Here is a 12,287-nt window from a genome sequence, read left to right as displayed (position 1 = left end):
AGGCTGTTTGTTTCAGATAAGGTTGGTCTCGACGTCGATGTTGCCGTGCGTTGCCTTGGAATAGGGGCAGATGGCGTGGGCCGCATGGATCAGCTCGTGGGCGACGTCGCGGTCCAGTTCCGGCAGGCTGACATTGAGCCGTGCACGCAGGAAGTAGGAGCCGTCATTGACGTTCAGATCGATCTCGGTGTCGACAGCGAGACCTGCCGGGAGCTTGATCTTTCTCTGCAAGGCGGCGACCTCGATCGCGCCGATGTAACAGGCGGACCATGCAGCACCGAAGAGGTTTTCGGCAGCCGGGTGCGGCTGTGCCAGCTTGAGTTCGAGCATGCCGTCGCTGCTCTTGGTGCCGCCGTTGCGGCCGCCGGTGTTGTGGGTCTTGCCGGTGAAAAGAAGCTTCTCGGTCATGGTGGTATCCTTTCTGGTTAAGTTTTATCGCATCCGCTTCAATCGGATGCGAGATAAGTATGCCAAGTGAAGCGGGATGTCAATACCGTTGCGATTTAATCGGATACGATTTATATGGAGGCGACACAGAGGACAATGGAACAGGATATACCGATGCCTACATCCCCGACAGCAAAAGGTGCGCAAGCCGCTCAGTCTTCCGCAGCGCAGGCCGAGACCGGCGGCAGGAAGCTTTCGAACTTCCTGTGCTTTGCCGTCTACTCCGCCAATCTCGCCTTCGGCCGCGCCTACAAGCCGATCCTCGACAAGCTCGGCCTGACCTATACCCAGTACGTGACGATGGTGGCGCTTTCGGAAGAAGACGAGCAGACCGTCGGTGCGCTCGGCGAAAAGCTCTTCCTGGAGTCGAACACGCTGACGCCCATCCTCAAGAAGCTCGAGGCCGAGGGCTATCTGCAGCGCCGGCGCGATCCGGCCGACGAACGGCAGGTGCGCGTGACGCTGACGCAGGCCGGCCACAGGGTGGTTGAAATGGACCCGGGTGCAGCGCTGACGGATGCGACCGGTCTTGGGGACGATTTTCCGGTCGTGCAGCAGACGGTGGCGACGCTACGCGACAATCTCCTGCGCGCAACGCAGGGCGGTTCCGGGAAAGTATAGCGGACGGTGGCGGGGGCGGGCAGATCTACCACGGCCCCGCCCGTGCGAGATGCTGAGGGGCGGCCAGGGCCGCTCCAGAGCCACACGCGTGGCTGGGTGGACGTCGCATAGCGTCGATGAAGAGAGCGGGTTTGCGTCCTTGCGCCGACCTTGAAGGCGAGGCTCAATAAATGCGTTCTTAGCCAGGCCGGGAGAAAAGGCCTGGCGAGGAGATCAGCTGGGGCTGCGTAAGCAGCAGAGGGGCTTCTCCCGTCCTCCCAGCATCAAGCCGGCTCCATTGGGCATGGCCGATGACTTGGGAAACGCGTGGACCGATCTGCCCTGCCGACGTCGAGCGGCATGCAAACACACCGCCATTGTTCGACACAGGGCAAGGTATACCCCGCCTGCCTCAATGTGTCGGTGGCTGCGAAATTCATGCGTCCTCTTCTTGGCATCATCACGCCGCAGCAAGCCCGGCTGGCGCCAGCATCTCGGCGGCCTTGGAGTAGCCGCCGTCCATTCCATCCAGGAAATGCAGATGCGAATCCGGCTTGGCCGAGGGAACCAGGCAGGTCATCAGCGCGTGAGACTGGCGATGCAGTCCGAAATTGACCTCACCACGGTGCCTGGCCGCGACAAGAAGGGTTTCGACCCGATCGATCTGTTCGCGCGTACAGTCGAGCGTCAGGCGCAAGCCATCGTCGTACTTGCGGAAATCCGAACCGGCCGCGACCGTCGACCAGCGTTTTGGATCGACTTGCGTGCGCTCGTCCTTGGGTATGCCGATGGCATCCGGTACCGGATTGGATTGCCGCGGCCCGGCCTCGAGCACGGAGAGAACGCGTCTCGCCAATGAGACGAAACCTTGAGCGCCTGACTGTGCCGTCGGCTCGACCAGCAAGGATAAGATTTCACCGCGCTGGCTCGCAAACGGCTTCCACTCGCATCTGAGGCCGGTCAGGTTCGGCTGCGCCGTGTCCATGTGCGGCTTTACCAGATAGCGCCCGCGCTTGATCTCGTTCTCGGCCCACTTCAATCCCCCGCCGGCAAACATGGTGTAGGTGGCGTCCTGCGAGGCCGCGTAGCGCGCGATCGTCACATCGCGCCCGTTGGCGCGAACGTCGCGCACGGACAGCAACCCCGTTCGAAGGGCCAGGCCAAGGCTGCGCTTTGCAAAGGCGGCGACCTGCCGCAACGCCGATGTGGCGGTTGCGGCAGCCTCAGGCGGCAACGCGAATGCTGCCCCATCGCCGCGAAAGACGAAGGGAAAATCGAACGTGCCCCAGGCATTGCCGAAAGCGGCAATCGCCGAGGCGCCGGCGAAGTTGACGTCCTCGTAGCGACCCGACCGGGTTGCCGAGGTCGAGTCGACGACATCGGTGATGGCAATCAGCCAATCATCGGGCAATGGCTCATAGATGGCCGGGTCGAGCACATCGGAGAATTTGCTGTGGGCTTGCTGTGGCTGAACTTGGTCACTGTTCATCATGTTCTCCTGGTCGACGTGAAGGCGGTCAGGTCTGCCGGGCAGGAGGCGGACCTGACCGGATCGCGTTCAGACCAGATTGGTCGCGACATCGATGTTGCCGTTCGTCGCCTTGGAGTAGGGACAGATCTTGTGGGCGGCATGGATCAGTTGATGGGCGATATCCCGGTCGAGGCCGGGAAGGCTGACATTCAGCCTGGCGCGCAGGAAGTAATTGCCGTCATCGACGTTGAGATCGATCTCGGCGTCGACCTCGGCTCCCGCGGGAAGCGTGATGTTTCTTTCAGACGCGGCGACCTGAACCGCGCCGATGTAACAGGCCGACCAGGCGGCGCCGAACAGGCGTTCTGCGGCCGGATGCGGCGCGGATAGCCGGATGTCCAACTGGCCGTCGCTGCTGCGGGTGCCGCCGTTGCGGCCGCCGGTGTTGTAGGTCTTGCCGGTGAAAAGAAGCTTCTCGGTCATAGCTGTATCCCGTTTTTGGATTAATTCATGTCCGATTAGTTCGGATGCGATGTAAATACAGAAACGAAATTCGAATGTCAATCAAAATCCGATTTAATCGGATGCGAGGTATTTTGAGGAGAGCTGACTGGCCAAACCAACGGGCAGGCAGCTCTCCATGGAATTGGCCGAGCAGACGGTCCTGCGCCTCACGCCACCCGTGTCCTTTCCGGGCCGCGATCGCCTGGCGGCAGCGCCTGCCGGCAGAAGCCGTCTCATCCCGGCGAGGGGTGCCTTGCGTGACCTTCGTGGCGTCCAGCCGATGGCGGACGTTGGGGGCTCACGGGCCGCTAGGGGGCGGAGGGGGAGGAGCGATTGTCCGGGCTGCGGCATGCGGCTGTTTTCCGGCGGTTCAAGCCGTCAGCTCGGCAAAGACCAGCCGGAAGCATGCCCCGCCACTTGGCGAGGTGAGAATGCGGATTTGCGCGCCGTGGCGCTGAACGATCTGCAGAACAAGGTTCAGGCCGAGACCGGCGCCCCGATCGCGCGGCTTCAACCGATGAAACGGCTCGAAGACACGCTCCCGCTCCGCTTCCGGAATTCCAGGCCCATCGTCACTGATCTCGATCACCCGGTCGCATGCCACTCGCACGATGATCGAGCCCTGGTTTCCCGCATGCTCGATCGCATTCTGGATCAGATTGGCGATGGCGCGCGCAAGCGACGCCGGATCGCCCTGGATCGGCGACCGCTCCACCTCGGGCTCGAAGGAAAGGTCATAGCCCTGGTCGATCGCGAGCGGGGCGAGGTCGGCAGCGACGTCGCGGCACAATTCGACCAGATCGACCGGCGTCAGCGGCTTGGCATTGGCTTCAAGCCGCTGCAGGTCGAGCAATTGTTCAGCAAGCGCCGAGATCCTCTCGCAATCGGCGATCAACCGATCGCGATCGGGGCCAGCCGCCAGAGAATCGAGCCGCGCCTGCAGGATAGCCACCGGCGTGCGGATCTCGTGCGCCGCATCGAGGATGAAGCGCTGGTGTCGATCATAGGCGAGGTCGAGCCGATGGAGCGCGCCGTTGATGCCCTGAACGAGGGGCCGGACTTCGCTCGGAATGGCCGTTTCCGTCAGCCGGTAACTCCGCCGGGCAATATCGATGCCGTCGGTTTCGCGCGCCAGCTGCGAGATACCCTTGATGGCACGATTGACGATCAAGGGGACGCCGATCACCGTGACGAGCGCCAGCAGAACCAGCATCGGGGCGAGCGACACCTTGGAAAAGGTGAGAATGAGGGATTGCTCGTTCATGAGTTCACCCTGTCCGAAGACGGTGAAATCGCCGGCCGGGCTCGATCGGCGCCTGAGGACTGCAAGATAGGGCGAGGGATCGCCGACATCGCGGATATCCGAATAGGTCATCCGGTCGAGTGTCTGGCTGATGCCCTTGTAGATCTCCGGGATCTCGCCGATCCGCAGGATCTCGCCCCGGTCGCTGAGGGCGATGAACCAGAATTTGGGATGTCTGGCGAGCACATCGGCCAGCTTGTCGGTTTTGGCGAAGGCAAGCTTGCCGTCCGGCCGTCTCTCTATCGCCGCAAACGCCGTCTCGACCGGTGCCGGGCCGATGAGCACGCCGCCTTCGTCGGCAACGACCAGCAGGGTGACGAAGGAGAGACCGAAGACGAGCAGGATCGCCAGTTGCAAGACCAGAAGCTGCGCGATCAGGCGCTGCTTGAGGGACCGTGGCCAGAGCTTTCTCACCATCTGCACCCCATTGTTAGACTGGCAACGCGGTGCATCGAGCGCTTGCGGCCAATGCAGTTTTTATCGCATCGCGACGTTTGCAAACACTGGATTGCACGGACATTGCACGGATATCTTTGACCGCGTTTTGCGGCGGCTGAGGCGTGTCGGCGATATCGGGAGATGGTGGGATTGGCGCAAGGCGCGCCATGCGCAGGCGCACTGCACGGTAGCCCATCAGCCTATTGCAGGTCCGCGCCAAGCGCCATATCCGATTTTGCAAGGGTGACATCCAAAGCGGGCTGTTGTGCTGGTGCGCGCGTGCTCCACATTTGAGAAAAGTCAAATCGGGATCAGGACCATGCAGGACAGGCATCATGTCGTCGTCGTCGGTGGAGGATTTGGCGGGCTGCAGCTCGTCAACGGGCTTGCGGGTGCACCGGTACGCATCACGCTGATCGACCGGCGAAATCATCACCTGTTCCAGCCGCTGCTCTATCAGGTCGCCACCACGCTGATTGCCACCTCCGAAATCGCCTGGCCGATCCGCAACCTCTATCGCGACCGACCGGAGGTGACGACGCTGCTCGGCGAAGTGACCGGTGTCGACGCCGGCGCCAGGACCGTAACGCTCAAGGGCGGGCAGGCGATCGGCTACGATACGCTGGTGCTTGCGACCGGCGCGACCCACGCCTATTTCGGTCATGACGAATGGGAGCCGGTGGCGCCGGGGCTGAAGACGCTCGAGGATGCAACCACGATCCGCCGCCGCGTGCTGCTTGCCTTCGAGCAGGCGGAACTTGAAGAAGACCCTGTCATCCGCCAGGCGCTTTTGACCTTCACCGTGATCGGTGCCGGGCCGACGGGCGTCGAGCTTGCCGGCATCATCGCCGAGATGGCGCACCGCACGCTGCCCTCCGAGTTTCGCCGCATCGATACGCGCCAGGCTCGCGTGATCCTGGTTGAGGCGGGACCTCGCATCCTGGCTGCCTTCAGCGAGGATCTGTCCGAGTACGCCCGGCGCGAACTGGAGCGGCTGGGCGTGGAGGTTCGCACCGGTACGCCGGTGACGGCCTGCACGGCGCAAGGCGTGACGATCGGCGAGACCTTCGTGGCCAGCCGCACGCTCGTTTGGGCCGCCGGTGTCCAGGCATCACCTGCCGCCCGCTGGCTCGGCATTGCCGAGGACCGGGCGGGAAGGGCAATCCTCGGTGCCGACCTCAAGGCGCCCGGCCATGACGATATCTTCGTCATCGGCGACACGGCCAGTGTCACCTATGACGGCGGCAAGCCGGTGCCGGGCATCGCACCCGCCGCCAAGCAACAGGGCGCCTATGTCGCCAAGGTCATCCGTGCCCGCCTTTCAGGGGCCAAGCAGCCGGGCGACTTTCGCTATCGCCACCAGGGGAGCCTGGCGACGATCGGCCGGCGGGCGGCGATCATCGATTTCGGTCGCTTCAAGATGAAGGGCGCGCTTGCCTGGTGGATCTGGGGCATTGCCCATATCTACTTCCTGATCGGCACGCGCAGCCGCTTTGCCGTCGCCTGGAGCTGGTTCTGGACCTATCTCAGCGGCCAGCACAGCGCCCGGCTGATTACCCAGAAGGAGACGGTGCGGGAAAAGGACTGACATCGCCCGTCGGTTGCAAGGGGTCCCTTGCGGGATTGTATTGTGACATGTACCTGGCGGCGCAGGCGTTTGCGCCAGGCGAGGAGATTCGTTGATGACAAGCCGGCCCTTAGGCTGCATCTGCGCAATTGTGCTTGCGCTCTTTTCCTCGAGTGCGACGGCGGTGCTTGCCGCTGGCGCTTGCCCGAAAGTCAACTACGCTACTGAGTACGCCAAACTGCAGAAGGTGATGTCAAAGAGCGCTTTTCCCCGAGATGAACAAGCATTTCTCCTCGGTGGCGTGGAGCGACAGCTGAGCGACCTGTCGCAACGGCAATTGAACGTCCGCGGCCAAGAATGCGGTACAAAGGCGGTGCGCGCGCACGTCATCGGCTGCGTGAATGCAACCTTGCTGCCCGCGCTGGGGTCGATCCGCTCACCCGGCAGCAAGTCGGGAAAGGCATTGTGGGGCAAAGCGAATGTTTCCCGTCGGGAAGCCATCACGATCGGCATGTTTGATGCCTGCCGCCTTGCGGCGATGGATACCTTTGTTTCAGGGCCATGAAAGCCGGTCGAGCGGGCTGCGATCACCGATTTCGGCCGCTTCAAGCTCAAGGGGGGCAGCCGTTTTGCCGTCGCCTGGAGCTGGTTCGGGACCTATCTCAGCGGACAGCACAGCGCCCGGCTGATTACCCAGAAGGAGACCCTGCGCGACGGGCAATAGCGCCAAGGCAGGGCTGCGGTTCGAGCGATGCTGGCGGCGGAAGTAGCGCGCCCAACACGCTCGCGGCCACCGTCCGATGGGCCGATGACGGTGGCCGACGGGCGTCAAGGCGCGCCCAGGTGACGCCAACGATGGTCGCATGCGGTGTCAGAAAGTCTTTGCTTTACAAGCATCAATTGTATGCTAACTCTCTGATGTAGGATCGATAATCTGATCTGCGTTGGGGAGACGGAGATGGACGCAACAGTGCATCCGAAAGCGATCGAACATCTGCCGATGTTCATCACAGCGCCTGGGCAGACCGATGTTCTGTTCAATGTCGTCCTGGTTTTCCTGCTGCTCGCGATCTTCTTGCTCGGCACCTTCTACCTGCGCCTGCATGCTCTGCCCGAGCAGATGGCGCATGGGGCGAGCAAGGCGAAGTTCGAGGTCGTGGCGGTGCTGGCGCTCATCGCGCTGTTTACCCACAACCATCTCTTCTGGATCGCGGGGCTGCTGCTGGCGCTGGTCGATCTGCCAGACTTCTGGTCACCCCTCAGATCGATCGCGCGTTCGCTGGAGAAAATGTCGGGCCGCGAGCCGGAGCCGGAGCTGGACGCCCATGGGCATGTCCCTGCCGCCCACACAGCCGTTGGCGAACCGGCGCTGCCTGTCGCCGAAACCACGGTCGTTTCGACCTCGACCGACGGGAGGGCATGAGCCATGTTCGAGTTCCTGCTCTGCTCCATGCTGACCATCCTTCCTGATTACCTTTATCGCCGCTATGTCCAGGGCAGGCGGTTCGGCCGCGAGATCACGCTCTATTCCGTCTGGTACGAGCTTCGGTACGGCATTACCGCCTGCGTGATGCTAACGCTGACATTGATTACGCTGGTGTTCTATTTCCATCCGTCGACGAAGAACGTCACCTCGGCTTTCCGTACGGTTGCGATCCTGCCGGAGACGGGCGGGCGTGTGGCCGAAATCTTTGTCGGCCTCAACCAGACGGTCGAGGCAGGCACGCCGCTCTTCCGGCTCGACAGTACCGAGCAGGAGGCGGCCGTAGAGCTGGCGCGCCGCCAGATCGCCGAGGTGGAAGCCGAGACGACAGTGGCGCAGACCGAGCTTGCCGCAGCCGACGGCGTGATCGTGCAGGCCGAAGCCGCCGTGAGGCAGGCTCAGGACGAGTACGATACGCAGGTCGAATTGAACCGGCTCAATGCCAACGTGGTCGCACGGCGTGAGATCGAACGCCGGCAGGTCGCGCTCGAAGGACGCAAGGGCGCGCTTACGGCTGCCCTTTCCAGCAGGCAGACGCTGGAGACGAAGATTGCGTCGCTGCTGCCCTCGCAAAAGGCGAGCGCCGAGGCGGCATTGAAGCAGGCCTCTGCAGAACTCGACAAGACGACCGTGCGCGCCGGTGTCACGGGCACGCTGCATCAGTTCACGCTGCGCGTCGGCGAAGTCGTCAATCCGATGCTGCGCCCGGCCGGCGTTCTGGTGCCGTCCGAGGCTGGCAAGGTGGCGCTGATTGCCGGTTTCGGCCAGATAGAGGCGCAGGTGCTGAAGGTCGGCATGATTGCCGAGGCGACCTGCGTCGGCAAGCCCTTCACCATCATTCCGATGGTGGTCACGGAGGTACAGGACGTGATTGCCGGTGGGCAGATCAGGGCGAGCGACCAGTTGGTCGATGTCACGCAACTGGCGAGACCCGGAACGCTGACGGTCTTCCTCGAACCGCTCTTTGCAGGCGCGCTGGACGGCATTCCGCCGGGCAGCAGCTGTATTGCCAACGCCTACACCAACAGCCACGACGAGCTGGAGTCGCCCGATATCAGTTCGCTGCGCTGGGTCTATCTGCATGTGGTCGATACGGTAGGTCTGGTGCACGCGATGATCCTGCGCATGCAGGCGGTGATGCTGCCGGTGCAGACGCTGGTGCTGGGCGGGCATTGATGGCGCTGCCCTGTCTGGAACGGCAGGCGGTGCAGCCTTCACTGTCGAACAAGGGGTGTTGCTTGACGTGAGGCGCACGCTGCGGGGCGTTCCGTACCGTTAGGGTACCTGGCCCGACGGTTGCCGCACCTGCCAAAAAATGGGCTGCTCGACAACCAGCGTCGCCTGCTTCAGTCCCTGCGCAAGGTGAACCGCAATGTGTTCGCCCGCAAACAGATGCGTTCAATCCGGCGGCTCTCGCCGATCATACCGGGCAGGCGGTAAGATAGTCACGGCCTGAAGCACGCGCAGGGACCGGCCAGCGGGTCACGCGTCCTTGCTTTTTGCCGCTTTTGCTCGCGTTCCCGAAGACGTCTTCTTCTTCGCCTTGGCCTGGTTGAAGTCGATGGCAGCGCGGATGAGGTTTTGGAATGCGCGCTCGTCGATTTCGTCGCCCTCGAAGAGATCGATCGCCCGCCACACCTTGCCGTTCAGGCCGTTGTTGAACAGGTTTTCAGGGTCCGGCAGGCTGGCGCCGTGGGAGAAGGTCAGCTTCACCTTATCCTTGTGGGCGTTGCCGACGGCGATGATGCCGTCACGAGACCACACCGGGCTCCCCATCCACTTCCATTCCTCAACGATGTCCTTGTCGGTCCCAAGGATGAGCTTACGCACATTGGCGAGTGTCTTGCCGCGCCAGTCGTCGGTGTTGGCGATCAACTGGTCGACATGCTCAGATGCATTCATTGGGTCTTCATCCTCCAACTTCCGGCGCGGCTTCATCTGACTGCAACAACAACAACGCCTGGTTTGGCTGGGCGCAAGACGTTGTCTTAGCTTTTTGACGTGTGGACTGACAAAATACTGCCGCACAATGCCTCAAATCGGAATCGATTCAAGGCATTGTGCGTGCGGATTAATGCGTTTCTGCGCCGTAAAGCCCAACGCGGCACCGTCATCCAACCAAGCCGAAAGCGGTGCGCTACCCGGACCCCCGGAAATGGATTGGCCACGTCTCGAGGATTGATCGGGTTGGCGTGCGTTCTTTACATCAGCCAATGGGTTCGGGTGCTGCGTCGCGCTCAAGCAGCCGTTGCGCCATCGGTCGCAAAGCGCCTTCAGCTTTCATCGCCGGATGATGTCGCCATCGTCCACGGTTCCCATAACTCGTCGGGGCTGCCACCCTGGCGACGGTAGAAGCGTTTCGCAGGCTCGTTGCCGGCAAGCACGGTCCAGTTGATGCGCGGCGCGCCGATAGCGGCGGCGTGGCGTTTCAGGGCGGCGATGAGGGCAGCGCCAGCGCCTGATGAGCGTGCGCCGTCCTCGACGAACAGTTCCTTCAACACGACCGTCGGTTTCAGGTCGTAGGTCCAGGGAATGGCATAGTGCACGGCGATGCCGATCACGCGACCGTCGAGTTCGGCGACGAGGACACCGAAGCGCGGGGTGTCGCATAGGCCATGGTCGATCAGGTCCTGTTCGGTGACGGCGAACCTGTCGATGTAGCCCTCGAACACGGCGAGGCCGCGCATCAGCTCCAGCACCTTGGGCACATCGCGATGGTCGAACGGGCGGACGGAAAGGAAATTGGTCATCGGGTTCCTTAAAGGGGCAGGGTCGGCGTCGATGTTCCTGCCGTCTACCTTGGCGTGTTTGCGTTGATCCGCCAAGGCCGCCTGATGGCGGCCCTTCCGTCTCGTATCCGCCGCCGTCAGGCGGCCAGCAGCAACTGCGGCTCGCCGGGGGCTGTACCCGAAGCGAAGGCGAAGCCCTCGTCTTCCCAGCCGGTGATGCCGCCGATCATGATCTTTACCGGTCGTCCGAGACGGGCGATCTTCAGCGCCGCCTGGTCGGCACCGTTGCAGTGCGGACCCGCACAATAGGCGACGAACAGGGTGTCATCAGGCCATTCGGCCATGCGCTCGGCGGTGATTTCGCGATGCGGCAGGTGGATCGCGCCCGGCACATGGCGGCGGGCGTAGGCTGCCTCGGTGCCGACGGCGTGCAGCAGCACGAAATCCTGCTCGCCGCTCTTGAGGGCATGGGCGACATCGGCGCAATCGGTCTCGACGCTGAGGCGCCCGGCGAAATGGGCCATGGCGATCTCGGGCGCTGCGGCTGGGGTTTCGGTGACGTAGCTCATCTGGCTCTCCTGTGGCTCTGGTCTTCAGCGGTTGACGAGGATGGTTGTAACAACGTCGGAGAGGGGCTGGCAGATGGCAGGTTTGCCATATATGCTCAAGATCATGCCAAAACCATCCACCTCACCCCCGTCGCCCGCCAACCCGCTTGTTGTCGCTCTTGCCTATGACGGTCTCTGCACCTTCGAGTTCGGCGTGGCGGTGGAAATGTTCGGCCTGCCGCGTCCTGAAATGGGCGAGGGCTGGTATCGCTTCGCCGTCGCGGCGATCGAGCCGGGGGAGTTGAGGGCGACCGGCGGCATCCGGATGGTGGCCGATGGCGGGCTCGATCTTCTGGGTGAGGCGGGCACCATCATCGTGCCCGGCTGGCGCGGGGCCGATACGCCGGTGCCCGAAGCCCTGTGCCAGGCGCTGCGCGCCGCGCATGCCCGCGGCGCGCGGGTGCTTTCCATCTGCTCCGGCGTCTTCGTGCTGGCGGCAGCCGGCCTGCTCTTTGGCCTGAGGGCAACGACCCATTGGCGCTATACGGACAAGCTGAAGGCGGCCTATCCCGACATCGAGGTGGTGCCCGATGTGCTCTATGTCGACAGTGGCACGGTGCTGACGTCTGCCGGCAGTGCCGCTGGCATCGATCTCTGCCTGCACCTCATTCGCCGCGATTTTGGCAGCGAGGCGGCCAACCGGGTGGCCCGCCGCCTCGTCGTGCCGCCGCACCGCGATGGCGGGCAGGCGCAATATATCGAAAGGGCGGTGCCCAAGGTGCACGAGAGCGCACGCCTCGGCCCGCTGATCGACCGGATGCGCGCTGAGCTCGGCGAGGATTCTTCGACGGCCGTGCTTGCCAGATCCGTGGGCATGAGCGAGCGCACCTTCCTGCGCCGCTTCGAGGCGGCGACCGGCACCACGCCGGCACGCTGGCTGCTTGGCGAACGGCTGGCGCGGGCCCGGCAACTGCTAGAGGAAAGTGCGCTCGGCATCGAGCAGGTGGCCGACATTTCCGGCTTCGGCTCGACCCAGACGCTGCGCCACCATTTTCGCCAGCAGCTTTCGACGACGCCCGCCGCCTATCGCGCCATGTTCGGGCGGATGGGGACGCCTGCAAGCGCGCTTGCCGAAGCCAGCGTGGAGTGATCCGTCAGCGACCACGCTTCTGGAGCGCTTCCCTTGCAAGCGGAGCC

The 12,287-nt window shown here is 63.2% G+C and carries 13 protein-coding genes and 1 pseudogene; 7 read left to right on the top strand and 7 right to left on the bottom strand.

From position 1 onward, the window contains the following. Nucleotides 1–12: 12 nt before the first annotated feature. A complete protein-coding gene (locus LPJGGPFB_RS14315) occupies nt 13–408 on the bottom strand; it encodes an Ohr family peroxiredoxin (protein ID WP_173420508.1) in 396 nt (131 codons plus the stop codon). A gap of 153 nt (nt 409–561) precedes the next feature. Here LPJGGPFB_RS14315 and LPJGGPFB_RS14310 point away from each other — a divergent pair, with 153 nt between their 5' ends. Next, nucleotides 562–1,068, top strand: a complete 507-nt coding sequence (locus tag LPJGGPFB_RS14310; protein WP_173420507.1) for a MarR family winged helix-turn-helix transcriptional regulator — start codon at nt 562–564, stop codon at nt 1,066–1,068. A gap of 439 nt (nt 1,069–1,507) precedes the next feature. Here the strand turns inward: LPJGGPFB_RS14310 and LPJGGPFB_RS14305 are convergent, their stop codons facing one another. The 3 genes from LPJGGPFB_RS14305 to LPJGGPFB_RS14295 all read right to left on the bottom strand — a co-directional run bounded on the left by LPJGGPFB_RS14305 (nt 1,508) and on the right by LPJGGPFB_RS14295 (nt 4,742). After that, on the bottom strand, nt 1,508–2,536 hold the full coding sequence (locus LPJGGPFB_RS14305) for a DUF3095 family protein (RefSeq protein WP_427858057.1): 1,029 nt from the start codon (nt 2,534–2,536) through the stop codon (nt 1,508–1,510). A 69-nt stretch (nt 2,537–2,605) separates the two neighbouring features. After that, nucleotides 2,606–3,001 (bottom strand): Ohr family peroxiredoxin, encoded by a 396-nt coding sequence (locus LPJGGPFB_RS14300; protein WP_173420505.1) that lies wholly within the window; start codon nt 2,999–3,001, stop codon nt 2,606–2,608. Between the two features lie 391 nt (nt 3,002–3,392). Then, nucleotides 3,393–4,742, bottom strand: coding sequence for a sensor histidine kinase (locus LPJGGPFB_RS14295; RefSeq protein ID WP_173420504.1), 1,350 nt, complete (start codon nt 4,740–4,742; stop codon nt 3,393–3,395). 340 nt (nt 4,743–5,082) lie between these two features. Here LPJGGPFB_RS14295 and LPJGGPFB_RS14290 point away from each other — a divergent pair, with 340 nt between their 5' ends. From LPJGGPFB_RS14290 to LPJGGPFB_RS14270, 5 genes and pseudogenes are all read left to right on the top strand, one after another. Further along, nucleotides 5,083–6,351, top strand: a complete 1,269-nt coding sequence (locus LPJGGPFB_RS14290) for an NAD(P)/FAD-dependent oxidoreductase (RefSeq protein WP_173420503.1) — start codon at nt 5,083–5,085, stop codon at nt 6,349–6,351. A 94-nt stretch (nt 6,352–6,445) separates the two neighbouring features. Then, the gene (locus LPJGGPFB_RS14285; RefSeq protein ID WP_173420502.1) at nt 6,446–6,895 is read left to right on the top strand and encodes a hypothetical protein; all 450 of its coding nucleotides are present in this window, start codon (nt 6,446–6,448) and stop codon (nt 6,893–6,895) included. A 9-nt stretch (nt 6,896–6,904) separates the two neighbouring features. Next, nucleotides 6,905–7,054 (top strand): annotated as a pseudogene (locus LPJGGPFB_RS14280) (NAD(P)/FAD-dependent oxidoreductase); the annotation flags it as partial. A gap of 234 nt (nt 7,055–7,288) precedes the next feature. Continuing rightward, complete coding sequence (locus LPJGGPFB_RS14275; RefSeq protein WP_173420501.1) at nt 7,289–7,753, top strand: hypothetical protein; 465 nt, start codon at nt 7,289–7,291, stop codon at nt 7,751–7,753. Nucleotides 7,754–7,756: 3 nt separating this feature from the next. Next, nucleotides 7,757–8,989 (top strand): HlyD family secretion protein, encoded by a 1,233-nt coding sequence (locus LPJGGPFB_RS14270; protein ID WP_173420500.1) that lies wholly within the window; start codon nt 7,757–7,759, stop codon nt 8,987–8,989. A gap of 306 nt (nt 8,990–9,295) precedes the next feature. Here LPJGGPFB_RS14270 and LPJGGPFB_RS14265 read toward each other — a convergent pair whose 3' ends face one another. The 3 genes from LPJGGPFB_RS14265 to LPJGGPFB_RS14255 form a co-directional block, all read right to left on the bottom strand. Beyond that, a complete protein-coding gene (locus LPJGGPFB_RS14265) occupies nt 9,296–9,715 on the bottom strand; it encodes a DUF1801 domain-containing protein (protein WP_173420499.1) in 420 nt (139 codons plus the stop codon). A 371-nt stretch (nt 9,716–10,086) separates the two neighbouring features. Next, nucleotides 10,087–10,563 (bottom strand): GNAT family N-acetyltransferase, encoded by a 477-nt coding sequence (locus tag LPJGGPFB_RS14260; protein ID WP_173420498.1) that lies wholly within the window; start codon nt 10,561–10,563, stop codon nt 10,087–10,089. Nucleotides 10,564–10,679: 116 nt separating this feature from the next. Continuing rightward, complete coding sequence (locus tag LPJGGPFB_RS14255) at nt 10,680–11,111, bottom strand: rhodanese-like domain-containing protein (RefSeq protein ID WP_173420497.1); 432 nt, start codon at nt 11,109–11,111, stop codon at nt 10,680–10,682. Nucleotides 11,112–11,184: 73 nt separating this feature from the next. Between LPJGGPFB_RS14255 and ftrA the strand changes: the two genes are divergently transcribed. Further along, complete coding sequence (gene ftrA, locus LPJGGPFB_RS14250) at nt 11,185–12,240, top strand: transcriptional regulator FtrA (RefSeq protein WP_173420496.1); 1,056 nt, start codon at nt 11,185–11,187, stop codon at nt 12,238–12,240. Nucleotides 12,241–12,287: the final 47 nt, after the last annotated feature.

Source organism: Ensifer adhaerens, assembly GCF_013283195.1.
In the GTDB taxonomy this organism is placed as follows: Bacteria; Pseudomonadota; Alphaproteobacteria; order Rhizobiales; family Rhizobiaceae; genus Ensifer; species Ensifer adhaerens_G.
The sequence above is the reverse complement of the archived record's forward strand: the minus strand, read 5'-3'. Positions and strand labels throughout refer to the sequence as shown.

Excerpts from the sequence above, each read along its gene's own strand:
- LPJGGPFB_RS14260 (WP_173420498.1), bottom strand. The coding sequence starts at position 10,563 with ATGACCAATTTCCTTTCCGTCCGCCCGTTCGACCATCGCGATGTGCCC.
- LPJGGPFB_RS14315 (WP_173420508.1), bottom strand. The coding sequence starts at position 408 with ATGACCGAGAAGCTTCTTTTCACCGGCAAGACCCACAACACCGGCGGC.
- LPJGGPFB_RS14300 (WP_173420505.1), bottom strand. The coding sequence starts at position 3,001 with ATGACCGAGAAGCTTCTTTTCACCGGCAAGACCTACAACACCGGCGGC.
- LPJGGPFB_RS14305 (WP_427858057.1), bottom strand. The coding sequence starts at position 2,536 with ATGAACAGTGACCAAGTTCAGCCACAGCAAGCCCACAGCAAATTCTCC.
- LPJGGPFB_RS14265 (WP_173420499.1), bottom strand. The coding sequence starts at position 9,715 with ATGAATGCATCTGAGCATGTCGACCAGTTGATCGCCAACACCGACGAC.
- LPJGGPFB_RS14255 (WP_173420497.1), bottom strand. The coding sequence starts at position 11,111 with ATGAGCTACGTCACCGAAACCCCAGCCGCAGCGCCCGAGATCGCCATG.
- LPJGGPFB_RS14285 (WP_173420502.1), top strand. The coding sequence starts at position 6,446 with ATGACAAGCCGGCCCTTAGGCTGCATCTGCGCAATTGTGCTTGCGCTC.
- LPJGGPFB_RS14290 (WP_173420503.1), top strand. The coding sequence starts at position 5,083 with ATGCAGGACAGGCATCATGTCGTCGTCGTCGGTGGAGGATTTGGCGGG.
- ftrA (WP_173420496.1), top strand. The coding sequence starts at position 11,185 with ATGGCAGGTTTGCCATATATGCTCAAGATCATGCCAAAACCATCCACC.
- LPJGGPFB_RS14275 (WP_173420501.1), top strand. The coding sequence starts at position 7,289 with ATGGACGCAACAGTGCATCCGAAAGCGATCGAACATCTGCCGATGTTC.
- LPJGGPFB_RS14310 (WP_173420507.1), top strand. The coding sequence starts at position 562 with ATGCCTACATCCCCGACAGCAAAAGGTGCGCAAGCCGCTCAGTCTTCC.
- LPJGGPFB_RS14295 (WP_173420504.1), bottom strand. The coding sequence starts at position 4,742 with ATGGTGAGAAAGCTCTGGCCACGGTCCCTCAAGCAGCGCCTGATCGCG.
- LPJGGPFB_RS14270 (WP_173420500.1), top strand. The coding sequence starts at position 7,757 with ATGTTCGAGTTCCTGCTCTGCTCCATGCTGACCATCCTTCCTGATTAC.